The organism is Paenibacillus sp. R14(2021) (assembly GCF_019431355.1).
GTDB lineage: Bacteria > Bacillota > Bacilli > Paenibacillales > Paenibacillaceae > Paenibacillus_Z.
In genome coordinates this window covers 1,378,003-1,402,046 of sequence record NZ_CP080269.1, presented here as the reverse complement: position 1 = coordinate 1,402,046, position 24,044 = coordinate 1,378,003, and the positions used below count along the sequence as shown (strand labels likewise).

Genomic DNA, 24,044 nt, shown 5'->3' with positions numbered 1-24,044 from the left:
GAAATCAAGGCCTTTTCCATTGTTTAATGGAGTTAAATCTTGCCGATTTCCTTCAAGTGCGCAGCGATCTTGCGGCCGTGGAAACGGCCGGATTCGATGAAAATTTCATTTGCCTCATGCCGCGAAGCGACAACGCCCGCCAAGTAAACGCCGGGAATGTTGCTCTGCATTGTCTCGTTGTCGAAGGTAGGAAAGCCTTCCTCCTCCATCGTCACGCCGAAGGAGGTCAAGAACGCGCGGTCCGGATGGAAGCCTGTCAGCGCCAGTACAAAATCATTCGGAAGACGCTCGAAGCCGCCTTCATGCTCGATCGTTACGGTATGCGGCTCGATCTCGACGACTCGTGAAGCGAAGCGCATTCCGATGCGTCCCTTCGTGACGAGGCCTTCGAAGATGGGCCGCACCCACGATTTAATGCTGGAGGAATAATGCTCGCCCCGGTAAATGACGGTGACGTCTGCGCCTGCGCGTTCCAGCTCTAATGCGGCGTCGATCGCGGAATTGCTGCCGCCGATAATCGCGACCTTCATGCCCGTATAGGGATGCGCTTCACGGAAGAAATGGGTGACCTTGTCCATATTCTCGCCCGGAATGCCCAGCTCGTTCGGATGGTCAAAATAGCCGGTTGCGACGATGACGGTATCCGCGTGATAGATTCGGGGCGCCTCGTAACGGTTATGCGCGCGGAGGATGAACGATCCGTCCGCCTGCGGTTCAACGGCCGTGGCCGTCTCATAGGCGTTAATGCGCACGCCTCGGCGGAGAGCGACGCTTCGGTAATAGTTCAGTGCCTCGAGACGGGAAGGCTTCTCGTTTGCAGTCGTGAACGGGATATCCCCGATTTCGAGCATGACGGGCGTGCTGAAGAAATGCATGTAGGTCGGGTACTGCGAGATCGAATGGACGACATTGCGCTTCTCGATGATGAGCGCATGGACGCCGTTGGCCTGAAGCTCGACGGCTGCAGCCAGACCGCAGGGACCGGCTCCGATAATGATGACCTGTTCGTGAGGCATTTGCATAATGAAATCAGCTCCAATATTCATTTGAGGCCATACTTGCGAATAAATTATATTTTAGCACAATCGTCGTCCATCTGGCTCCATGCCGCGTTAAGCATTTGGCTCTGTGCCCGCAGGAAAGATATGTTGTATAATAAACTAACGCTGCGTGAAAGGGGAGATAGAATGCGACGGCGATTCGTTATTGAAGCCGTAATGGTTGCAACTTATGGTCAATTGCTCGTGCCAAGCCGGCCGGTCGATTTTGTCTTGCCATATTCAACGATTATGGAGCTCTATGATATGAAGGACGGTACGGAGCCAGTGATGGACGATCCGGAGGATGACGCGCACGTGAAAAGCAAGATATCGGAGCTTATCGCGTTCTTCGAAGATCCGTTCAATCGCAAGAAGATAGAGCGTGCCCTGCAGATGCCTTGGCGTGAAAGTCCGCCGCTTCTGTTGAACGATATGATTCAATTCACGGTTGTCCATGCGGTGGATAACGCCCAGTACGGCGAATATTTCGACCCGATCGAGACGGAGCTGCTGCTCACGTCCATCAAGCTGAGCGTGCCGCTGCTGTCGGATCAATTCGAGTTCCAGGATAAGCTGCTGGAGGCCGAGGTACCGGTTCAGGTCTACGATATCGAGGATTATGAATTTGCCGTGGAGCAGGGTATTACGGCGGCCGACTTTGAGTCCATGCGCGATATGTAGGTTAAGTGCGGCGCAGTCAGGCTAGGCATTGATCCTGTATGCGTTTGCACGGAAAAAACTTTTTTCGGCGGAGCCTCTTGCGCACTGCTGGAAGTGATGATAAGATTTGGATGTTCCAGTAAACGGAAACATTACCAAGGAGGGCGATGGCTATGGTTAACATGAAGGTTAAACAGCGTAACTTCGTGCGGAATCAAGTCTATCGGCCCAACTTCTTGCCCATGAGACAGCTGTAGGCAGCTGCCCTGTTTCGTGCGTACAAGGAGACTTTGAGCCATGGGCTCGAGGTCTCCTTTTTTGTTGCCGACATACCGGAACCGCTTGTTTGACTAAGGAGGAATGATGGCGTTGAACGTTATGCTTCGCTTGTTGAAGTACCTGCGGCCCAGTACGAAATGGGTCGTCATCTCGACTGGCCTAATGCTGTTCGGCACGCTGGTCGACCTGGCAGCGCCTTGGCTGCTCAAAGAAGTTTTCGATGAGGGGATCGCAAACAAGGATGTCCAAATGATTCTGATCTTTACCCTGTCGCTGGCGGGACTGCAGGTAGCCAAGAGCTTCGCGATGTTCGTGCAGGGACGTTCGCAGGAGCTGGTCGGCCAGAATGTCGTCTTTACGCTACGGGAGCAGATGTACGCGCAATTGCAGCGCCTATCCTTCAGCTACTACGACAAAGCGCAGACAGGGCAGCTCATGTCGCGGATGACCGGCGATATCGAATCGGTCAAGAACTTTATCGGCTTCGGGGCCATGGCGATGATGATGGGGGGATTCACCTTCATCGGGACGATTCTGTTCATGCTGTTCATGCAATGGCAGGTTACGCTGCTCAGCATGGCGACCGTGCCGCTGCTGCTGCTTGCCCTGTACCGGTTCAACAAGAAGGTCGGTCCTGCCTGGGGACAAATCCGGGAGCAGATGGGGAAGCTGACGACGACGCTCCAGGAGAACATTTCCGGCATTCGCGTCGTGAAGGCATTCGCCCGCGAGAAGGTTGAACAGCATAAGTTCGAAGATCGCAACGGCGATAATTTCTCGACTAACATGGAGCGCGCGAAAGTCGAAGCTAAGGCGTTTCCGCTCATGAATTTCTACGGCGGCGTGGTCTTTGTGACCATGGTCTGGTTCGGCGCTTATTTCGTGGCCAAAGGCCATATGTCGTTCGGCACGTTCATGGCGTTCCAGTGGTACACGTGGGGCATTATTTGGCCGCTGAACATGCTGGGCTGGCAGATCAACATTATGCAGCAGGCTGTTAAAGCAGCTCCGCGCGTGTTCGAAGTGCTGGATACGCCGGTCGATATCGAATCGGAAGCCGGCCGCGCCGAAGATACGAACCGAATTGAAGGCAACGTGGAGTTCAGCGGCGTTTCCTTTCATTTCGCGGACCAGGATCAGGAGAAGGAAGCCGGCGTTCTGGAAGGCATCTCGCTTGGCGTGAAGAAGGGCGAGGTCATTGCCGTTCTAGGAGCTACAGGATCCGGCAAGAGCAGTCTTATTGCACTTATGTCGCGGTTCTACGAAGTCAGCCAAGGCAAGCTGACAATTGACGGCGTGGACGTGAAGGATTACGAGCTGGAAGGCCTTCGCCGGAAGATCGGCATCGTGCCGCAGGAGACGTTCCTCTTCTCCGCAACGATCCGGGAGAACATTGCCTACGGCGTGCCGGAAGCCACGCAGGAGCAGATCGAGTGGGCAGCCCGTAAAGCGCAGATTCATGCGTTTATCGAGAGCATGCCCTACGGATACGACACCATCATCGGCGAGCGCGGCGTCGGATTGTCCGGCGGCCAGCGCCAGCGGGTCGCGCTCGCGAGAGCCATACTGATGGATCCGCCGATCCTCGTGCTTGATGAAGCGACGGCAAGCGTTGATACCGCGACGGAATCCGCCATTCACGAAGAGCTTCTTGAGGTCATGAAAGGCCGCACGACCTTCATCATTGCTCAGCGGCTCTCCTCGGTCAAACGGGCGGACCGGATCATCGTGCTGGACCGCGGCCGAATCGTACAGCAAGGCACGCATAAGGAGCTGTTCGAACAGGAAGGCTTCTTCCGGAACCTGTTCCAAATGCAGGAGGCTGCTGCAGCAAGGTAAAGCCGGCACTCGTCTAAAAGCATTCATCTTCCAATACGCTCTTTAACGATATTAACTATGAGTTCATTAACGATATAAAAGGAGGGGCAGACATGAGTCAAGTGGAATGGGATTCCGGCGAAGAGCTGGAAGAAAAGCCGTTTAATCGCGATTATATGAAGCGATTGTTCCGCTATGTGCTTCCCTACCGCAAGGAATTATCGGTCGTCATCGTCATCGTACTGCTGAACATGGCGCTCAGCTTGGCTGAGCCGCTCTTCGTCCGCTATATCATCGACGAAGGGATCGTGAAGAAGGATTTCCTGCTGATCAATCTCATCGGTGCCGCTCTGCTCGGCTCCAAAGCCATCGGCTGGCTGCTCGGCTATTTCCATACCAAAATGATCAACTTTACGGGACAGCGCATCCTGTTCGATCTTCGGCAGCAGCTGTTTAATCATCTGCAAACCTTGTCATTCCGCTTCTTCGACGGCAGGCCGGCAGGCAAGATCATGTCCCGGATCACGAACGATACGAACGCGATCGGAGAGCTGATCAACGGCGGTCTTATCACGATGGTCATGGAATTTACCCATCTCGTGGGCATCGTCGTCATCCTGCTTTGGATGGACTGGAAGCTGGCGCTGCTGTCCTTCATCACGCTTCCTCTCTTGTACTTAATCGTGGGCAAGATGCAGCCCAAAATTGAAGGCTCCTGGTCGCATTCGCGTAAGACGATGTCGGCGATTAACGGTAATTTGAATGAAACGATTCAAGGCATTCGCGTTATTCAAGCCTTCTCGCGCCAAGCGGAGAACAACCGCCGGTTCGAGCAGCTCAACACGCGTAACAAGAACGCGTTCATGCGGGCGATTACGCTGGAATCCATGGTTTGGCCATCCGTCGAGATGGTCGGCATGATCGGCACCTGCATCGTACTCTGGTTCGGCGCTCAAGCCGTTATGAACGAAGAGTTGACGCTCGGCTTCATTATGGCGTTCATCAATTACTTGTGGCGCTTCTGGGGGCCGCTCAGCGCATTGTCCAAGGTATACAGCCAAGTGTTGTCCGCCATGGCTTCCGCAGAACGGATCTTCGAAATTCTGGACACGGAGCCGGAGGTTAAGGACCGTAAAGACGCCAAGGAAATGAAGACGATCCGCGGCGAGGTGATCTTCGAGAACGTCTCCTTCCGTTATGCGGAGGATAAGCCGGACGTACTGCGCGGCATTAATCTGCACATCAAACCTGGTCAGCGCATTGCGCTCGTAGGTCCGACAGGTGCGGGCAAAAGCACCATCGTCAACCTGCTGATGCGATTTTACGATGCGACGGGAGGTCGGATTCTGATCGACGGTCAGCCGGTTTCGGATGTCACGCTTGAATCGCTCCGGCGCCAAATGGGCATCGTACTGCAGGATTCGTTTATCTTCTCCGGCACCATCGAGGAGAATTTGCGCTACGGCAACGAGGATGCTTCGGACGAGGCGCTGCGTCAGGCGGCGGAGCATGTCCGCATCGATAAATTTGCCTCGCAGTTTGCAGACGGCTATCAGACGCAGGTAGAAGAGCGCGGCTCCAAGCTATCCGTCGGGCAACGCCAGCTGCTGGCCTTCGGCCGCGTGCTGCTCTCGGATCCGCGGATTCTGATTCTGGATGAGGCGACGTCGAGCGTAGATACGGAGACGGAGCAGCATATTCAGGCAGCGCTTCAGACGATGCTCGAAGGACGCACGGCGTTCATTATTGCGCACCGGCTCTCTACCATTCGGGATGCAGACGTCATTCTCGTGGTGAAAGACGGTCAAATCTCCGAGCAAGGCTCGCATGACGAACTGATGAAACAAGGCGGTTTATATAAGAAGCTTTATATGACGCAATTCGAGATGCAGCAGTCACTTGCGATGCAAACAGGGGCTTAATGCATGAGGGGCAGTCTCCCGGCAGCGGGAAGCTGCCCTTTTGCACGGTTGGCGGGGGCAAAACAAGGGTAAACTGGATAAATGAATTGACATTCACACGCAAATTATATAAGCTTACAAGGAATTTTCAAATCTACAAAACAGGAGATTGATTATGAAATTCAACATGAAAATTAAAGATTTTGCAGCGGCAGATATAAATCCGGCAGCAGGTCTCTATCATTTCGTTGTTACGATGTCCGACAATACGCAAATCCGCCTTATTTTCACGAAGAAACCGGATTGGAAGCTGATCGGCGTTAATCGTCTTCTGACTGTGCCTTGTCCGATCTGCAGAAGAGATTACTACTGCAACTGCATGTCCAAATATACGGAAGCTTTCGAGCGCGAAGTATTGGATAACGAGCTTATTTCTTCCGTTCTTTAATCGTATTAAGGGTCAGCTAGGGGTAGAGTAGGGCATTGCCGCTTGCAATGATGGCGGCGGCTCTGTTATACTTTAGAGCAATAAGCAAACAGGCCGATGATGAGTATCCAACTCGGAGGCGCTGCGTACAGAGTGCGGCATGATTGTGCTGCATCTCTCCAAGTAGTCCGGCACCGCACCGTTACCCGTGGACCGAGAGAGTCAATCCTGGATTGACTAATTTGGGTGGCACCGCGAACGCGTTCTTCGTCCCATTGTTATGGGACAAAAGGAACGCGTATTTTTGTGTTTATTACTCGAATGGAGGCGTGGTTAACGATGCTGGAGATGGGATGGATTCGGAGAGAAGCGGCGGCATTTCAGCGAGCGGCGGATTGGAAGGGAATCAAAATTTCAATCGCGGAACTGATCGAAGTGGATGACCGGCGAAAAGCGATGCAAAGAGAAGCGGAAGAACTACGCGCGGAACGAAACAGACGATCGAGGGGAATCGAGCTGCTCATGCGTGAAGGCCGTAAGGAAGAAGCACAGCGGGAGCGGGAGGCATCGGCTTCGCAGCTGGCGAGGCTGAAACAAGTCGAGGATAATTACCGCGAGACGGAGCGGATCTATGAAGCCTTGATGCTGCAGGTGCCGAATCTGTTATCGCCGGATACGCCGCAGGGCGCCACCGACCGGGATAACGTTGAGATTAGGCGATCGGGCGAACAGCCCGCGTTCGATTTCGAAGCGCGCAGCCATATCGAGCTTGGCGAGTCGCTGGATATCGTCGATCTTGCGCGCGGCGTCAAGATCGGCGGCGCCCGTCAGTACGTGCTGAAGAACAACGGCATGCTGCTGCAGCGTGCCGTACAGGAGCTGGCGCTGGATTTGCTGTTAGGCAAGGGGTTTGACCTGCTGGATGTACCGGTCATGGTGAAGGAGGAGACGATGATCGCAACGGGGTATTTCCCGGGGAACCGCGACCAAAGCTACGCGATTCAAGGCGATGACAAGTGGCTCGCCGGCACTTCGGAGGTACCGCTCGTATCGTTCTATAGCGGCGAAATCCTAGATTTGGCCGCGCCTAAGCTGCTTGGCGCGGTCAGCGCCTGCTACCGGAGCGAGGTCGGCTCGGCCGGCCGGGACGTGCATGGACTCTATCGCGTCCATCAGTTTGCGAAGGTGGAGCAGGTGGTTATCTGCAGAGCGGATCTGACGCATGCGCTGGAATGGCTGGAGCGTATGACGGCGAACAGCGAGGAGCTGCTGCGTCTCCTGGAGCTGCCCTACCGCGTCGTGGCCGTGTGCAGCGGCGACATGTCGCAGAAGAATTACAAGCAGTATGACATTGAAACCTGGATGCCGAGCCGCGGAAGCTACGGAGAGACGCATTCGGCCTCGCTGCTGCTCGATTTCCAGGCTCGGCGGTCGAATATTCGCTACCGGGATGAAGAGGGGAAATTGAAGCATGCGTATACGCTGAACAACACGATGGCTGCCAGCCCGCGTATCTTAATTCCGCTGCTCGAGAATCATCAGCGTGCAGACGGATCGATTTATATCCCGCCTGCGCTTCGACCCTATATGAAGGGTCAGACCGAGCTTCGGCCGCGCTTGTAGCCGCGCATCCGCTATGGCTCCTCTCGACAATTGCAGGTATACTATAGGAAGTAATGCCATTCACTGGAAATCGAGAGGAGCACAGCGGAATGAGTTTGGGGAATATCGAGCAAGCTGCGAAGGCCATACGTGCGAATGTAAGCAAGGTGATTGTCGGTAAAGAAGATATCGTCGATAAATTGATTATTGCGCTCTTGACCTCAGGCCACGTGCTGCTGGAGGACGTCCCGGGGACGGGGAAGACGCTGCTTGCTAAAGCGGTTGCCAAATCTATCGATGGCGCGTTTAAGCGGATCCAGTTTACGCCGGATTTGCTGCCGTCGGATTTGACGGGCATTCATTTCTATAATCAGAAGCTCGCGGAGTTCGAGTTTCGACCCGGTCCGTTGTTCGCCAATATCGTGCTGGCCGACGAGATCAACCGCGCTACGCCGCGCACGCAATCCAGCCTGCTGGAATGCATGGAGGAGCGTCAGGTGAGCATCGACGGGACGACGCATCAGCTCGGGCATCCGTTCCTCGTCATCGCGACGCAGAACCCGATCGAGCAGCAGGGGACGTTCCCGCTGCCGGAGGCACAGCTCGACCGGTTTCTGTTCAAGGTGAAGATGGGCTATCCAACGACGGATGAAGGGATTGCGATTATGAAGCGCTTCATGGTGGACAGCCCACTGGAGCAGCTGGAGCCGGTCGTGGATGCTTCGCAGATTGAAGCCGCGAAGAGGCAATACACGAACGTAGAGGTGACCGACGAGCTGCTCGGTTACATGCTGGCTGTCGTGGAGGCCACGCGCAAGCATCCCGACGCGGCGCTCGGCGCAAGTCCGCGAAGCAGCCAAGCGCTGCTTCGGGCTTGTCAGGCGAGGGCTGCCATTCAAGGACGCAGGCATGTGCTGCCCGATGATGTGAAAGCGCTGGCAATTCCTGTGCTGGCCCACCGGATCGCCTTGCGGAGCGTTGGACGCATGCGCCAGGATGCGGCCGAGGGAATCGTTGCAAGCATCCTGGCGTCCGTCTCCGTTCCTGCGGATGCGCCGCTCATTAGCCGCCTGTAATACGCGGGAAGCGGTGGATTAAACATGGGTATTCATTGGTATATTATCAGCGCAGTCCTCGTTATGCTGCTGCAGCGGTTTATTTTCCGGCGATTCGTCATGAGAAAGGTCAGTTATTCGCGCTCGTTCAACGTGCAGAGCTGCTTCGAAGGCGATTCCGTCGAGATGGTGGAGCGGCTTGTCAACGACAAGCTGATTCCGGTGCCGTGGCTGCGCGTGGAATCCATCTTGCATACGGGATTGAAGTTCCAAAGCGATGCGAATTTCGATGTCAGCAGCGGACAATTCCTTCAGAATCACCGGAGCCTCTTCAGCTTGACGGGCAAAAAGCAGCTGACAAGACGGCACTCGGTTCATGCCGCGCAGCGCGGCTGCTACCGGGTGACCAGCGCTTCCCTGACGTTCGGCGATCTGTTCGGCATGTTCAGCGCTTGGCGTTCCGTGCCGCTGCAGGTCGAACTGCTCGTATATCCGCAGCCGGTCGACCGCGAGCTGCTTCAGCTGCCTTCCCGGAGCTGGCAGGGCGATATTGCCGTCAGGCGCTGGATCGCGGAGGATCCGTTCGTCATCAGCGGCGTCCGAGCGTATCGATCCGGCGATTCGCTCAAGATGATCAACTGGAATGCGACCGCCCGCACCGGAAATTTGCAGGTGCACCGCAGGGACTATACGGCCGATTACAGGTTGACGGTGCTGCTGAACGTCGAGGATCATGCGGGGATGTGGGATGCCGTTAACGACACGTCGATGATCGAGCATGGCATTCGGCTTGCGGCGGGCATTCTTCAATATGCGACAGAGCAGGGGCTTGAGACCGGATTTGCCTGTAACGGGCATGAATTGGACGTGCCCGGCAAAGTGATGAAAGTAGAACGGGGCGGCGGAAGTGAACATTTGACTTATCTATACGAACAGCTGGCGAAGCTGGTTATTTTCAGGACGCTTCCTTTCCACACCATGCTGGAGCAGCTGGAAGCGGAATGGGATGAGCCTGGCGATCTGGTGATCATCTCTGCTTTCATGAGCGAAGGCATTCAGAGCATGATGGCGCGTCTACGCGAGCGAGGGCATGCGGTAGATTGGCTCCCTATTGCGGAGAGAGGAGCTGAAGCGGTATGAGGTGGCTGCAAATGCTGCTGAAGACGAGTCTGCTCGAACTCATGCTGTTCTTTCCGATCGTGCTGTTTCTCTACGTCCAGCTGCCGCTCGGCACTTTGACACTAACGGAGACGGCGGGTCTGCTGCTAGCGGCGTATATGGCAGGCTGCATCGTCAACACCTTGCTTAAATTCAAGCATCCTTTTCCGAAAACCTTGCTTGGAGTACTCCTATCAGTGGGTTTCTTCCTGCCAGCATTCGGCGTCACGTATGCAAGCATCGGCATGATGCTGCTCGCGTTGATCGCGGTTTACCGCGGAAGCAGACTTCCGGTAACGCATGCAGCGTTCCGGCTGAACACGCAGGAGTACATCTTAGGGGTCTTTATTTATTTCGTCGTGTCTGTGCTTCATGCCATCCATCCGTTCTTTCAAGGCTATGAATGGATCTATTCGGCCGCAGGCATGCTGACGCTCGTGATGACGTTATACCTGACCAACCGCAGCATGGTCAGCCGCGAAACACTGTCCGGCAGCGAGCGTCCGGTCGTCGAGCCGTCGGTTCGGCGCAACAACCGGATTTTTGTGGGAGCAGTGATTGCGGTCGTCGTCTTGATTGCTTTAACGTATCAGCTGCAGGCGGTGTTCGGCGCGGCATTGCATGCCGTCTCGTCATGGTTAACGGCATTGTTCAGCGGTACGGATGCACAGCCGCAGCAGGTGCTGCCTGATCAACCGGTACAGCCGCCGCACCCGCCGCTGCCGCTTGGTGAAGCAAAGACAATGGCTCCTTGGGTGAATTATTTATTGTTTGGCGTTGTATCGCTCATTGCTGCAGCCGGTTTATGGCTCCTGCTCCTGAACGTCGGTAAGTTCTCGGAGTGGCTCCGCGAGATGCGTCAACGCTTCCTTGGGTTGTTCAACCGAGAGAAGGGGAGCTTCGCGTCCGGTTACGTCGATCAGATCGAACGCATACAGAAAGCGGGGAACGCTCCGCGCAAGTGGCGCGGCCGAGCCGGCGGCGAACGGTTACGCTGGAAGGATCTGCAGGATAACGAATCCCGCGTTCGTTATTTATATCGCCGCTGGCTCGGACAGGCTGTGAAGAAGGGGTTCGCGCATCAAGCGCATCTTACGCCGCAGGAGATAGCGGTTCAGCTCGGTCAACGCAGTCTGGACGGCAGCATCTCTCGCTCATCAGCTGATGCACTGCTGGCTTCGTACCAAGGCGTTCGTTACGGCGGCGAGCGGCCCTCGGATGAGCAGCTGCAGAAGCTGGCGGACGAGGTTGGACAGAAGAAGCGTTGATTGACTGCCGGAAACATAAATATCCATCTCGAAGGGCAAGCTATGGCAGTAAATTCCGATGCCAAAGGAGACTTCGAATGAATCCGAATATGCAGAACCAGCCGATCAACAGCCAGCAGCTCAGCTACGAGCAGTTCCAGGAACAAGTTAAGCTGAGGCAGGAGCAAGAGCAGCGACGCGCGCAGGAAGCGCTGCGCAACGCTGGACTAGATCCGCGTTCGCAGCAGGTGCAGATGGTCATTCAAGAGCTGTACAACGTGGAGAATGAACTGAAGCTTGCAGAGAATCAGCTTCAGATGCAGATGGATGCACAGAAACGCCAGATCGCAAACATTCAACAAAGGGTTCAGCAAGCGATGGCGCAAATCCGCAGCGCACTCCCGTCCAACTCGGTGCAGGAGCCAACTATGCAAGGGCAATACAATCCTTTCGTGCAATAGCGATTGGAACGAAGAGTGAAAATCCTGGCTGCCCAACCTCTAAGCAGGTAGGCGGCCAGATTTTTTATTTGCCCTATACATACTCTATCTTCAGATAGGACGATGGATGATGAAGATCGGTGCCCCTTTACTTGGCGGCTTGCTGCAGCTTAGCAATAGACGAACGCTGCGGCATAAGGCCTTCTTTACATCCCGAGCGGCGGAATGATAGAGTAGAACCAATCCATTCCGAAGCAAGGAGAATGTGCAACGTGAGCGACAACATGCCAACGACAACCATACATGCTTATTACAAGCACGCAGAGGAAGCATTCAACCTGCTGCCTGCCGCAGCTGCACAGCTGACGCAGCTTAAGGAAGCGTTCCGGCAAGCGGATGAAGACTTCCTCGCCATTGAGCTGAAGACGATGATTGCCCGTCTGGAAGAGATCCGCCAACTGCTGGCTGAAGGTCCGCAAGGTTAATAGGAAGAGAGATGCCTGCCTAACGTCATGTTCGCATGAACTTGGGCAGGCTTCTTTATTTTTCTTCGTCTTCCTGAGGCATGAATATCACATAGGCTATTGAATAATAATTCGATTTGATGCATAATTATTCTATAAACCACATTCATGAAGCCCTATTCATTTACATGCCTTGTCAGTGAGTGCCATTCTAAAATTGAAGGTGATCGAGATGATATTATTATGCGAATCCAGTTTTCTGGGTGACTATTTGGCAGAAACCGAAGAGATTGACTACAGCCACCCCCATATTCAGAAGCATGCATCCGAGTTATTCGCCGCGTCATCGAGCGAGAATGATTTCGTGAGCAAAGCATTTACTTTTGTATGCCAACAAATTGGCCTATCCGCTGATCACGCGAGCTCGGCGATGACATCCAAGGCTTCGGAGGCCCTTCTGCACGGCGAAGGGAGCGGAAGTTCGAGATTAAACGTCTTGTGCGGAATCTTGAGGAGCAAGGGGATTCCGAGCGGATTCTGTTACCCTTCGGCGGTGCGGGGGACTGCGGGAGAGGGCGGAGAAGGTCATGCGTTGAACGCGGTATTCCTGAAATCCGCCAACCGCTGGGTCCTCCTTGATGCCAGCGGCAATCAGACGGGCGCACAGGCAATTGCGACCGGAGGTCTGACAGGCGCCGTCCGCAGCGGAAGCAGCGAAGTAAGCGTCTCTGAGATTTTGACGCTGCCAAGAACGAGCACCACTCCAACTTTTCCAAAAGCACAAATTGCATAAATATTAAACCATCGAATAACCAGCGCTCCAGTAGAATTCCACAGGTGCCTGTTCGGCCCAAAGAAACGGCATATAGTGAGATGCCTCGTGCCATTTCACTCTATCAGCTCATAAGATAGAGGAGTGGAAGAGTAGAGGAGGCGTCAGCCTTTGCCGGTATTGGACACAGGTCTGCTTTTTAATCGGGAAAACCGCCGTACGGCTAGTTTGAGAATCAGCATCATGAATCGAGGCAGGCAGCAGGCAAGAGCAAGCATCCAGCTGTATACGAATGCATCGCTGGAAACTGGCGAGCGTACGAACGGGTTTGAGGCCGGCTACGGGGCGATGCTTACGGAATCACTGGCAAATGTTCAACTCAGCGCTGCGGGCAGGCCTCGAAGTTTATTTTCCGTTACGCGGGAAGTCGCGCTGCTTCCCGTTTACGGTGTTCGGGTCACGGTCGTTGGTCTGGCGGCGGGAGAGGTATCCGCTTCCATGGCCGAGGTTGACGAAGCCGGCGCCGTAATTGGGCAGCAGAAGCTGGAGCTTCTGTCGACGAGCGTGGACGATATGCTGCATGCTTACGTTGCGAACCACACCCAGCATACGCTCACCGTCATTCAAACCGCCGATAATACGAGAGTCGCGACCATCCCGCTGCCGACCGGGTGCAGCCCGAGACTGCTTGATTTCACGCCCGACGGGCGGGAGGTCTACGTCACCTGCCAAGGCGATAAGACGGTCAAGATTATCGATACGCTGACGCATACGGTGAGCGGCGAAATCAAATTCCCGCTTGGGGCCGTGCCATTCGCGATCGCCGTATCGCCGGTAGGAGCAGCTGCTTACGTGACGACGCTGATCGAGGATTACCTCGCTGCAATTGATACCGATTCGCGGACGCTGATTAAGCTGATCCCGTTTCCGCCTGGCAGCGATCCGGCTGCGGTTGCCGTATCGCCGGACGGGAAGCGCGTCTACTGCTGCCTCATTAACCGAGGGACGCTCGCGGTGATCGATACGGCCGAGCATACGATCGCCGTAACGATTAAACTGCCTGCAGGCTCCAAGCCATCGGCGGTTGCATTGACACCGGACGGCGCGCATGCCTATGTAACGGATATCCAGCATGAGCGCTTGTACTGCATTCGTACATCGAACCATACCCTCGCGGCGACAATTAAGCTTGATCCCGGCAGCGACCCGCAGCAGCTCATCATTACACCGGACGGTTCACTGGCTTATTTGGCCTGTCGTGGTTCCGATGAAATCGTGGCAATCAACCTGAGCCGCAATGAGATTTTGACCAAGATCGAGCTTCCCGAGGGAAGCAACACAAGCGATATCGCGGTAACGGCTGACGGTCTGAAAATTTACGTGACGATTCTGACATTCGGATACGTCGCCGTCATTGAAGTGGCCAGTCAGCTGCCGATCGCGATTCTGCCGACAGGAAGCTTTCCGTCAGGGATCGCCATCTCGCCGATTCTTCTTCAATAATACGAATAAGCCGCAGAAGCAGCGCACGGCGCCTGCTTCTGCGGCTTATTCTGACATTAGGCGATTTAAGGCCGCGAATCGAGGGGGAGCCATTCCAGGACATGCTGAATGTACGTGTCCCAATAGCCCCAAGCATGGTCGCCCGGACTTTCGACGTAAGTAAGCGGCAGTCCGAGCTCCTCGGCATGCTCATGGAAGCGGACGTTGTCCGGATACAGAAAATCCTCGGTTCCGCAATATTGATAGAGCTGCGGAATCGGAGCGCCGGATGCCTTCAAGCGGCTGGAAGCAAGAAACAGATTGTTCGGCAGCTGCTCTGCTTCTTCGCCCGTTCCGAAGATGCGCCGAAAATCAACCGGCTCGCGCTGCTTGATCGTCATGACGTCAAGCGCGCCGGACAAGCTTGCCGCCGCAGCGTATTGCTCCGGTTTATTCAAGGCGAGCTTGAATGCGCCGTAGCCGCCCATGGACAAGCCTGCCACGAAATTATCCTCTCGTCGCTCCGATAAGGGGAAGAAGGAACGCGCAATCGCGGGAAGCTCCTCGCTGATAAACGTCCAATAATCGCCGCCGCTCATCATATTCGCGTAGAAGCTGCGGTTGACGGCCGGCATGACGACCGCAAGTCCAAGCGGCGCGACGTACCGCTCGATGGACGTCCGTCTCTGCCAGATGGTATGATCGTCGGATAACCCGTGCAGCAGCAGCAGTGTCTTATGCTTCTCCTGCGCCGCATTGGAAACCATGCCGATTTGGGTATGCGCCTTTTGGGGCAGAATAACCGTCATCGAGCTGGAAATGCCTAGCACATCGGAATAAAAATCACATTGAATGAGTGCCATCGTCGAATAAGAACCTCCTAAGTGAATGTATGAGTTCTATCCTTGCCTAGCACCTCTATTGTACACAACCTCCAGCTTTTATGAAGACATAATATGATAAAAAAGGAACGAAGCGATGGATTTCAATCTCAAGAGAAGCACGCCCGAATTCGTAACAGAACCGTTGATGCAGCTGCTTCAGGAATGGAAAATCAAAGACGTCATTCTCCTGCAGCGCGGAGAAACGCTGTGGAGTTGGCATGATGGGGGAGCCGACCGCGTAAGCGCGGTCTATTCCTGTACGAAGAGCATATTGTCGGCACTAATCGGGATCGCAATCGATCAAGGTTTAATCGGCAGCATTAAGGAGCGGATCCGCGATTATTTTCCTTCATTGAACGCAGCGTCGGATGAACGGTACCGCATGATTACGATCGAGCATTTGCTGACGATGACGTCGGGCATTGACTGGCCGGAGTTCGATAAGCCGTACTGGCAGATGAAACGGACTGACGATTGGATCGGGTTTGTTTTGAGGCAGGAGGTCGTTCATGAACCGGGCCACGCGTTTGCCTATAATACCGGAGGGTCGCAGCTCCTTTCGGCCATCTTGACGAAGGCGGCTGGCATGTCGACACTCGACTTCGCTCAGCGGACGCTCTTCGGCAAGCTCGGATTCCATAAGCCGAAATGGGACAGTCACGGCGGCATTTACGAAGGAGGAGCGGGGCTGTACTTGACCGCGCGCGACATGGCTTCTTTCGGCCAGCTCTATCTGCAAGGCGGTGTATGGGAAGGTGAGCAAGTTATTTCGGAGGCATGGGTAGAAGCGTCGACAACCGCGCAGCATAAGGGGTTGTCGCATTACGACCCGCCGATCTTCGGCGAATACGGCTACCACTGGTGGGTCTCCTCACAATCGCATAACGGGCATATCGATTGTTATTTTGCGAAAGGGTACGGCGGTCAGTACATCGTGGTGATGCCTTCGCTCGAACTCGTTGCGGCCATCCGCAAAGAGCCGGAAGGGCGGGCAAACGCCATCTATTCGAAAAAACTGCTGCTGGAGCACATCCTTCCGTTCTGTTCATCTTCTGTTCAAAAATGACTGGTACGCTGTCTTCAAGATTACAGACCAGACATTGATAAGAGACGGGGAAGGAATGGATCCGAAATGTCATCATCCCAGCAACAAATACAGGAACAACAAGAATCGAAGGGCAGCTGGAAGCACTTCTTGAAGCTGCTGAGGCAAACAAGTCCACCGAAGTCGCTCATTATCGCGGCTGTTCTATTAAGCCTGATCGGCACGCTTATATCGCTCGTTATCCCACTGTTTACGAAGAAGCTCGTTGACGGCTTCAATATCAGCAGCTTAAGCTTCGGCCAGATCGCGCTATTCGGCGGAGTGTTCATCGTACAGGCCGTCGTGAGCGGCTTCTCCATGTACATGCTGAACGTGGCGGGTCAGCGTATCGTGGCCAATCTGCGCGATAAGCTGTGGAAGAAGCTGCTCGTGCTTCCGGTCTCGTACTACGATAACAATCGGACCGGCGAGACGATCAGCCGAATGACCAACGACACCGGCATTGTAAAGCAGCTCATCGCGGAGAACTTTACCGGCTTCTTGACGGGCATCATTTCCGTGATTGGCTCGGTCGTGGTGCTGTTCTATATGGATTGGCAGATGACCGCCGTCATGCTTGGCGTGATCCCAGTCGCAGCGTTGTTCATGATTCCGCTCGGCAGACAAATGTACCTCGTATCTAAGGGTCTCCAAGGAGAAACGGCTTCGTTCACGGCGACGCTGTCCCAGGTGCTGTCCGAGATCCGACTGGTTAAATCGATGAATGCGGAACGCCGTGAATATGCAGCAGGCGAGAAGGGCATCAAGAGCTTGTTTCGATTCGGACTGAAGGAAGCGCGTATTCAGGCGATGATCGCGCCGCTCATGTTCTTCGTCATGATGATGCTGCTTGTCGTGATCGTCGGCTACGGAGGCATGCGCGTATCGTCAGGTGAACTGACGGCCGGGGAACTGGTTGCCTTCATTCTCTATCTCATTCAGATCGTGATGCCGATGACGCAGATCACGTCGTTCTTTACCCAATTCAAGAAGACGGTCGGCGCGACGGACCGCATCGTTCAAATTCTGGATGCGCCCGAGGAAGACCACGTGACAGGCATGCCGGTGCAGCGGGCCGATCAGACGATCCGCATCGATAATGTGAGCTTTGGCTATAACGGCAGCGATCCTGTGCTGTCCGGCTTAACCTTCGAAGCGGCGCCAGGTACGGTAACGGCGATCGTAGGTCCAAGCGGCGGCGGCAAAACAACGCTCTTCTCCTTGCTGGAGCGTTATTACGAACCGACGGAAGGGGCTATCCTGTTGGGCGGCGATGCCATTGGCAGCTTCTCTTTAACGTCGTGGCGTAGCCAGTTCGGATACGTCTCCCAGGAAAGCCCGCTCATCGCAGGCACGATCCGCCAGAATATCTGTTATGGCATCGAGCATGAAGTGAGCCAAGATGTCCTTGTGCAAGCGGCAGAAATGGCGTACGCACATCACTTTATCAGTGAGCTGCCTAACGGCTACGATACGGAGGTCGGCGAAAGGGGCATCAAGCTGTCCGGCGGACAGCGTCAACGGATCGCCATTGCGAGAGCACTTCTCCGCGATCCGAAGATCCTCATGCTGGACGAAGCGACTTCAAGCCTTGACAGCAAATCGGAGGTTGTCGTTCAAGAGGCGCTTAAGAATCTCATGGCCGGCAGGACAACGCTCGTTATTGCGCACCGGCTGTCCACTGTTGTGGATGCGGATCAAATCATTTTCATCGAGAAGGGAAGGCTGACTGGCAGCGGCACGCACGAGGAATTGCTGGGAACGCACCCGCTGTACCGAGAATTTGCCTCTCAGCAGCTTCGGCTGCAGGATCATGAAACCGTAAGCCGCGCATAGAAATAGGAATAGAAATTTTCGTTCTCACTGATAATTATTATCAACATTGGCCATACTACGATTTAGACGAACAATGAGCCGCCTTTTAGGGAAGGCGGCTCACGAAGTCGTTTAAATTTTCGGTTCGAACGTTTTGCAGTCTGTTTCTTCGGAGTTACTTGCCTGCTTACCGCGGTTGCTTACTACGTAAATCGAGGAAGCATTGCAATTATTGCCTGCACCCCAATATTTGCAGGAGTTAACCTCGCATGCTACATCTTTAGCCATATGACTACTCACCTCCGTCCTTTGTTTAGGATGGACGTTTTGGCATGCCTTTTATACCCCGTGTGCAAAGTTTATTGCGCCGTCTGCAGGGAGCCGTTATCATAGTTGTAATCGATACAGCTGTGAAAATGTTTCCAGAGGGAAGAAGGCCGTCATGCGAGTTTTTGTAAAATGGGTCGTGTATAGTCTCATCGTTGGAGGAATGACGGGGACTGCTTCGGCCGTTTTCCTAGCCGGTCTGGAGTGGACAACGGACCAGCGGGAAAAGACACCGCTGCTTCTATGGCTGCTGCCGTTCGCGGGTGCGCTGGTCAGCTTCATCTATGTCAAATACGGTGCCAATTCAGGCAAAGGCAACAATCTGATCGTTGAACAAATCCGTAATAACGACACGCATGCAGGAACGCTCGAACGTGTGCCGCTTCGCATGGCACCGCTCGTGCTGCTAGGAACCTGGATGACGCATCTCTTCGGGGGTTCAGCCGGTAGGGAAGGCACGGCCGTACAGATGGGCGGAAGCTTGGCAGGTGCATTCGGCAGATGGGTCAAGGCAGCCGGTGCTGAGCGCCGCATACTGCTTCTCTGCGGAATAAGCGGAGGCTTCGGATCCGTGTTTGGAACACCTGTGGCCGGCGCCGTATTCGCGCTTGAAGTCGTAACGATGGGCAGGTTGGTCGCTCCTCGTATGATAATTCCTTGCTTGATAGCGGGTTTTGCCGGCGATTATGTGACCCGGGCATGGGGAATTAAGCATTTGCATTACGCGATTGCAGACATACCGTCTTTCTCGCTGCTCGTGCTGGTCAAAGTCATTGCGGCGTCCATACTCTTCGGGCTGATGAGCATCCTGTTCACGTTCTCGATTTCGTTCCTCAAGCGTAAACTGTCGCGAGCCGTTTCTAATGCCAGCCTCCGAAGCTTAATCGGCGGTTTTGTCATTATTGCACTTGTCTACGCGATAGGATCAAGGGACTATCTTGGGCTCAGCCTGCCGCTGCTCGTACAGTCCTTCCACGAACCGTTGTCTGCCGCCGCGTTCGCTTGGAAGACCATGTTCACGGTCGTCACACTGGGTACCGGCTTCATGGGGGGCGAAGTCACGCCGCTGTTCGTTATCGGTGCCGCTCTTGGCAACGCGTTGTCGCCGCTGTTAGATCTCGGCGTCTCCTTCTTGGCCGCGCTCGGCCTGATCGGCGTCTTCAGCGGTGCAGCGAACGCCCCGCTGGCCTGTTTTGTGCTCGGGATCGAATTGTTCGGCGTGCATGGCATAGGGTACATGTTCGCCGCCAGCATTGTCAGCTACATGTTTTCCGGCCATATGGGCATCTACAGCTCGCAGCTAATCGGCGTTGATAAGCCGCGCTTCCTGCTTAGAATTCCCGGCATTTCGCTGCTTCATAAGCGCAAGCAGACGAAAACATCGTCCCGGTCATAACCGCGATGCATGCAAAGAAGGAGCGTCGTTCCGCTTGGGAACGATGCTCCTTCTGATTTTGGTTTCTTTTGTAGTTGGAATATGACTATTTGCGGCGAGCGAAAGCGTAGTGGTCTTTCCACCAACCGGAGTTGATGCTCGAGATCATAACGCCGGGTTTGCCGTACGTATGAATCATTTTACCGCCGCCGATATAAATGCCGACATGGTGGACGGGTTTGTAGAAGAAGACCAGATCGCCAGGTTTCAAATTGCTTTTGCTTACGGCTTTACCGACTTTGGCTTGGTCCTTCGATTCGCGCGGCAGCGAGATGCCGTGCATCTTGAATACATGCTTCGTGAACGAAGAGCAGTCGAAGTTACGGGTCGTTTTGGTCGATGCCCCGAACTTGTAAGGTGTGCCCAGATAATGCTTAGCAGAAGAAATAACTCCAGATGCCGTCGAAGAGGAAATGGATGCGTGTGCAGGCGTTGCATGAAGGATGGCCGATCCGCCCATTAATACGGAAAAGCTCACGGTCACGCTCATCACCAATTTTGCAATTTTGTTTTTCATCATAGTCAGTTCCCCCTTGATGTGGTTGTTTGGAAGTCCGGCTAGTACATGGAGCAGGTCGTTTGGCCTAGTTCCACTATAGCACATGTTTTTCTCCCAACATTTACATAGGTAAGGGATTCACTAGAGATGATAAGGCTTTCAAGCGTAATATGAGAATTCGATTAGAAATTCCTCATGATAGGTATATTGACAACCTGTTATGAATACGCTCTCATAATGATCGGGTTTGAAGGGAAGTGAGCGCGATGATTTATTTCTATTTGGGGAGCATTGCCGCGGTTACGTGCTTGTCCGGCATATCCATATACAGCGGGTATAAACGGCGTTCGTCCATTAGCTGCATGGCCGGCATGATGATCGCCATGACGATTGCGATGATGGAAAGCTTGGCGGTCGGCACGATCGCCGGCATCGTCTATCCGCAGGATCTGGCATTTCCGACGGCGGGAGCCGTGCTGCTTGGCATCGTATGCGGCTACTTGGCCGGGAAGCCCGCAGGCACCATGGCTGCGCTTGACGGTATGCTTGCAGGCATCATGGGCGGCATGATGGGGGCAATGCTTGGTGTTATGCTGGGGAAGCATGCGTTTATGATGGTTCTGTTTATCGATCTTATCTTTCTATTTATACATAGCGTGCTCCATCAATTAATCAGAGAAGAGTCGACCGGTCAGCAAGGGGATTTATCCAACGTCAAGGGAGGGACGATGTGGCTTCATCCATATGTGTTCGGGCTTGGGATCTTCGTATTGGCCGCCGTATTCTTGTATCAAGGTTAGTACTAGAGTAGACGCAAGAAGTGCTTGCTAGGTTTCAATAATAGTTGAATTCCAAATAATTGGCATGCGTTGTATACCCCCTAGAGGTATGATAAGATAACCGTATAACCAAATAGAAGCAGTAAATCATGGATATATGGAGGTTGGACCTTATGGATCATTCCTGTCATACCGCAGAAGGCGAGCTGCTGACAGAAGAAGGCGAGCGCAAGAGCGCGCACAGCCAGGAAACGAAGAACAGTCTTATCGCCCGCTTAAACCGTGTCGAAGGTCAGATCCGAGGGATAAAGGGATTGATCGAGAGGGATACGTACTGCGATGACGTGCTCAATCAGATTGCCGCGGCGCAATCGGCGCTCAATGGTGTGGGGAAGCTGCTGCTGGAGCATCATATGAACAGCTGCGTCATCGACCGCATTCAGCAAGGCGATAATGACGTGGTGAAGGAATTGCTGATCACCATAAACAAACTAATGAAGTGATGCGGCCTGCAGTGGAGGATACGTGCTGTATGGCCGCTTTTTTGCCTCTTGATATACCCTATGGGGGTATGGTAAAGTTAATTTGCGGGGTGTACCCCATAGGGGTATAATGGGGGATAGAAAGGATTTGAAGGTTATGGAACAACAAACAACGACGCTTCAAATCAGCGGCATGACTTGTGCGGCTTGCGCGGTCCGGATCGAGAAAGGTCTTGGGCGCATGGAGGGCGTTACGAGCGCGAACGTCAATTTGGCGATGGAAACCGCACGTGTGGCGTTTGACGAGAACGTTGTCGACGCCTCGGCGATTATGGACAAAATCGAAATGCTCGGCTATAAGGCTGCGCTGCAATCCGATTCGCCGCTGGATAAGTCATCGGAGCTCCGAAGGCTTCGCTTACGATTCTATATAGCGGCACTGCTTACGCTGCCGCTGCTCGCCGCGATGATCAGCGAGATCTCGTTCTTGTCATTTATTCCTTTTCCGGACTGGCTGATGAACCCATGGCTGCAGCTGGCGCTTGCCGCGCCGGTGCAGTTCGGAATCGGAGGACCGTTCTATATCAGCGCGTACAAAGCGCTTGTAAACCGCAGCGCCAACATGGATGTGCTTGTTGCGATGGGAACCTCCGCCGCTTTTTTTTACAGCTTCTATGAGACTGCGGCATCCATAGGCGCCGGCATGCATAGGTTGGAACTGTATTACGAAACGAGCGCGCTGCTCATTACCTTCCTGCTGCTAGGCAAGCTGCTTGAAGCGCTGGCCAAAGGGCGCACGTCACAGGCAATTACCGCATTGATGCGCCTTCAGGCCAAGCATGCAACGATTATTCGCGGCGGGGAAGAGCTGCGCGTTGCAGTGGAAGAAGTGCAGACCGGCGATTTGGTTCTCGTGAGGCCGGGAGAGAAGGTTCCGGTTGACGGCATCGTCGTCAGCGGCAGCTCCTCCATCGATGAATCCATGCTAACGGGCGAGAGCCTGCCGGTGTTTAAGGCAGAGGAAGATCAAGTCATCGGCGCAACCTTGAACGGAACCGGCGCATTAACGATTCGAGCTTCCAAAATCGGCCGGGATTCCGTCTTGGCCCGAATCATCCGGTTCGTCGAAGAAGCGCAGGGGTCCAAGGCGCCGATCCAACGGATCGCGGACGTTATCTCAGGCGTCTTCGTTCCAATCGTGATCGGACTTGCGGCAGCGACGTTCCTGCTCTGGTATTTCTTCCTCGAGCCGGGCTCGTTCTCCGCGGCACTCCGTACGGCGATCGCCGTTCTGGTAATTGCCTGCCCATGCGCGCTTGGATTAGCGACGCCGACGTCCATTATGGCTGGCTCGGGCAGAGCCGCGGAGCTCGGCATTCTATTCAAGGGCGGCGAGCATCTCGAACGGGCGCATGCGATCGACGTCGTCGTACTCGACAAGACAGGCACCGTAACGGAAGGGAAACCGCGGCTGACCGACATCCACGTCTCGCCCCGTTTCCAGGCGAAGCAGCTGTTTAGCTGGGTGATGGCCGCTGAGAGCAGCTCCGAGCATCCACTGGCGGCAGCCATCGTTGCGGGGCTGCGGGAGCGTGGAGCCGCCCCGGCTGTCGCTGCTGCGCAGTTTGCGGCTGTGCCTGGGCACGGCATCGAGGCCGAGGTGGAAGGCAAGCGGCTTGTCATCGGTACCCGCCGGTTTCTGGCCGGGCATAGCGTGCAAGTAGAGGAAGAATGGCTGAACCGGGCGGTGCTGCTGGAGCAAGACGGACAGACGGTGATGTTCGCTGCAGTCGACGGCGAGTTTGCGGCAAGTCTGGCCGTAGCGGATACGATCAAGCCGACCTCCGCGCCAGCCATAACCGCATTGAAGGCGCTTGGTTTGCGCGTGATCATGCTGACGGGCGACAATGCGGCAACTGCTCAAGCGATTGCCAGTCAGGCCGGCATCGAGGACGTTCTCGCCGAAGTGCTGCCTGAAGGCAAGGCGCTGGAAATTAAGAAGCTTCAGGCCGAAGGCTTGAAAGTCGCCATGATCGGGGACGGGATCAACGATGCGCCTGCACTGGCTGCCGCTGATATCGGCATGGCGATGGGAACAGGGACGGATATTGCGATGGAGACGGCGGATATTACGCTTATGCGCGGCGATTTGAATAGTATCGCGGAAGCGATGGCGATCAGCCGCAGCACGATGCGCAACATCAAGCAGAACCTGTTCTGGGCATTAGCGTATAACGCAGTTGGGATTCCGATCGCCGCCGCCGGGCTGCTCGCACCATGGGTCGCAGGCGCCGCCATGGCGCTGAGCTCGGTATCGGTCGTGCTGAGCGCGCTGCGCCTACAACGGTTTCGCCGCTGACACCGGCAGCCGATTCAAGGCCGTAACTCAGTCAA

General features: G+C 54.7%; 22 protein-coding genes. 18 read left to right on the top strand and 4 right to left on the bottom strand.

Annotation, left to right across the window (positions count from 1 at the left end):
- Positions 1-32: 32 nt before the first annotated feature.
- On the bottom strand, positions 33-1,016 hold the full coding sequence (locus KXU80_RS06765) for a YpdA family putative bacillithiol disulfide reductase (RefSeq protein WP_219838907.1): 984 nt from the start codon (positions 1,014-1,016) through the stop codon (positions 33-35).
- A gap of 171 nt (positions 1,017-1,187) precedes the next feature.
- On the opposite strand from KXU80_RS06765, the gene KXU80_RS06760 reads away from it, so the two are divergent.
- From KXU80_RS06760 to KXU80_RS06705, 12 genes are all read left to right on the top strand, one after another.
- Entirely contained in the window at positions 1,188-1,721 is a 534-nt protein-coding gene (locus tag KXU80_RS06760; protein ID WP_219837477.1) for an ADP-heptose synthase, read from the top strand.
- Positions 1,722-2,078: 357 nt separating this feature from the next.
- Positions 2,079-3,818 carry an ABC transporter ATP-binding protein gene (locus KXU80_RS06755; protein WP_258171421.1) on the top strand — a complete coding sequence of 580 codons (1,740 nt, stop codon included), beginning with the start codon at positions 2,079-2,081 and terminating at the stop codon, positions 3,816-3,818.
- 92 nt (positions 3,819-3,910) lie between these two features.
- Complete coding sequence (locus tag KXU80_RS06750; RefSeq protein ID WP_219837475.1) at positions 3,911-5,719, top strand: ABC transporter ATP-binding protein; 1,809 nt, start codon at positions 3,911-3,913, stop codon at positions 5,717-5,719.
- Positions 5,720-5,873: 154 nt separating this feature from the next.
- The gene (locus KXU80_RS06745) at positions 5,874-6,146 is read left to right on the top strand and encodes a hypothetical protein (protein ID WP_219837474.1); all 273 of its coding nucleotides are present in this window, start codon (positions 5,874-5,876) and stop codon (positions 6,144-6,146) included.
- Positions 6,147-6,464: 318 nt separating this feature from the next.
- Complete coding sequence (gene serS, locus KXU80_RS06740) at positions 6,465-7,748, top strand: serine--tRNA ligase (protein WP_219837473.1); 1,284 nt, start codon at positions 6,465-6,467, stop codon at positions 7,746-7,748.
- Between the two features lie 89 nt (positions 7,749-7,837).
- Entirely contained in the window at positions 7,838-8,803 is a 966-nt protein-coding gene (locus KXU80_RS06735) for an AAA family ATPase (protein WP_219837472.1), read from the top strand.
- 24 nt (positions 8,804-8,827) lie between these two features.
- Positions 8,828-9,922 (top strand): DUF58 domain-containing protein, encoded by a 1,095-nt coding sequence (locus KXU80_RS06730; protein WP_219837471.1) that lies wholly within the window; start codon positions 8,828-8,830, stop codon positions 9,920-9,922.
- On the top strand, positions 9,919-11,208 hold the full coding sequence (locus tag KXU80_RS06725) for a DUF4129 domain-containing protein (protein WP_219837470.1): 1,290 nt from the start codon (positions 9,919-9,921) through the stop codon (positions 11,206-11,208). The genes KXU80_RS06730 and KXU80_RS06725 overlap by 4 nt, the downstream gene beginning before the upstream one ends.
- Before the next feature lie 77 nt (positions 11,209-11,285).
- Positions 11,286-11,648 (top strand): hypothetical protein, encoded by a 363-nt coding sequence (locus KXU80_RS06720; protein WP_219837469.1) that lies wholly within the window; start codon positions 11,286-11,288, stop codon positions 11,646-11,648.
- A 251-nt stretch (positions 11,649-11,899) separates the two neighbouring features.
- Positions 11,900-12,112 carry a hypothetical protein gene (locus KXU80_RS06715; RefSeq protein WP_219837468.1) on the top strand — a complete coding sequence of 71 codons (213 nt, stop codon included), beginning with the start codon at positions 11,900-11,902 and terminating at the stop codon, positions 12,110-12,112.
- A 211-nt stretch (positions 12,113-12,323) separates the two neighbouring features.
- On the top strand, positions 12,324-12,884 hold the full coding sequence (locus KXU80_RS06710; protein ID WP_219837467.1) for a transglutaminase domain-containing protein: 561 nt from the start codon (positions 12,324-12,326) through the stop codon (positions 12,882-12,884).
- A gap of 150 nt (positions 12,885-13,034) precedes the next feature.
- Positions 13,035-14,366 carry a beta-propeller fold lactonase family protein gene (locus KXU80_RS06705; protein WP_219837466.1) on the top strand — a complete coding sequence of 444 codons (1,332 nt, stop codon included), beginning with the start codon at positions 13,035-13,037 and terminating at the stop codon, positions 14,364-14,366.
- Between the two features lie 65 nt (positions 14,367-14,431).
- Here the strand turns inward: KXU80_RS06705 and KXU80_RS06700 are convergent, their stop codons facing one another.
- Positions 14,432-15,208, bottom strand: a complete 777-nt coding sequence (locus KXU80_RS06700; RefSeq protein ID WP_219837465.1) for an alpha/beta hydrolase — start codon at positions 15,206-15,208, stop codon at positions 14,432-14,434.
- A gap of 115 nt (positions 15,209-15,323) precedes the next feature.
- Here KXU80_RS06700 and KXU80_RS06695 point away from each other — a divergent pair, with 115 nt between their 5' ends.
- The gene (locus tag KXU80_RS06695; protein ID WP_219837464.1) at positions 15,324-16,295 is read left to right on the top strand and encodes a serine hydrolase domain-containing protein; all 972 of its coding nucleotides are present in this window, start codon (positions 15,324-15,326) and stop codon (positions 16,293-16,295) included.
- Positions 16,296-16,361: 66 nt separating this feature from the next.
- Positions 16,362-18,149 carry an ABC transporter ATP-binding protein gene (locus KXU80_RS06690; protein WP_219837463.1) on the top strand — a complete coding sequence of 596 codons (1,788 nt, stop codon included), beginning with the start codon at positions 16,362-16,364 and terminating at the stop codon, positions 18,147-18,149.
- Between the two features lie 111 nt (positions 18,150-18,260).
- Here the strand turns inward: KXU80_RS06690 and KXU80_RS06685 are convergent, their stop codons facing one another.
- Positions 18,261-18,416, bottom strand: a complete 156-nt coding sequence (locus KXU80_RS06685) for a DUF1540 domain-containing protein (protein ID WP_219837462.1) — start codon at positions 18,414-18,416, stop codon at positions 18,261-18,263.
- Between the two features lie 154 nt (positions 18,417-18,570).
- On the opposite strand from KXU80_RS06685, the gene KXU80_RS06680 reads away from it, so the two are divergent.
- Entirely contained in the window at positions 18,571-19,851 is a 1,281-nt protein-coding gene (locus tag KXU80_RS06680; protein WP_219837461.1) for a chloride channel protein, read from the top strand.
- A gap of 85 nt (positions 19,852-19,936) precedes the next feature.
- On the opposite strand, the gene KXU80_RS06675 is transcribed toward KXU80_RS06680, so the two are convergent.
- The gene (locus tag KXU80_RS06675) at positions 19,937-20,410 is read right to left on the bottom strand and encodes a C40 family peptidase (protein WP_219837460.1); all 474 of its coding nucleotides are present in this window, start codon (positions 20,408-20,410) and stop codon (positions 19,937-19,939) included.
- A 245-nt stretch (positions 20,411-20,655) separates the two neighbouring features.
- Between KXU80_RS06675 and KXU80_RS06670 the strand changes: the two genes are divergently transcribed.
- From KXU80_RS06670 to KXU80_RS06660, 3 genes are all read left to right on the top strand, one after another.
- Positions 20,656-21,189, top strand: a complete 534-nt coding sequence (locus tag KXU80_RS06670) for a hypothetical protein (RefSeq protein WP_219837459.1) — start codon at positions 20,656-20,658, stop codon at positions 21,187-21,189.
- A 152-nt stretch (positions 21,190-21,341) separates the two neighbouring features.
- A complete protein-coding gene (locus tag KXU80_RS06665) occupies positions 21,342-21,671 on the top strand; it encodes a metal-sensitive transcriptional regulator (RefSeq protein WP_219837458.1) in 330 nt (109 codons plus the stop codon).
- A gap of 136 nt (positions 21,672-21,807) precedes the next feature.
- Positions 21,808-24,009, top strand: coding sequence for a heavy metal translocating P-type ATPase (locus KXU80_RS06660; protein ID WP_308858204.1), 2,202 nt, complete (start codon positions 21,808-21,810; stop codon positions 24,007-24,009).
- The last annotated feature ends 35 nt before the right edge of the window (positions 24,010-24,044 follow it).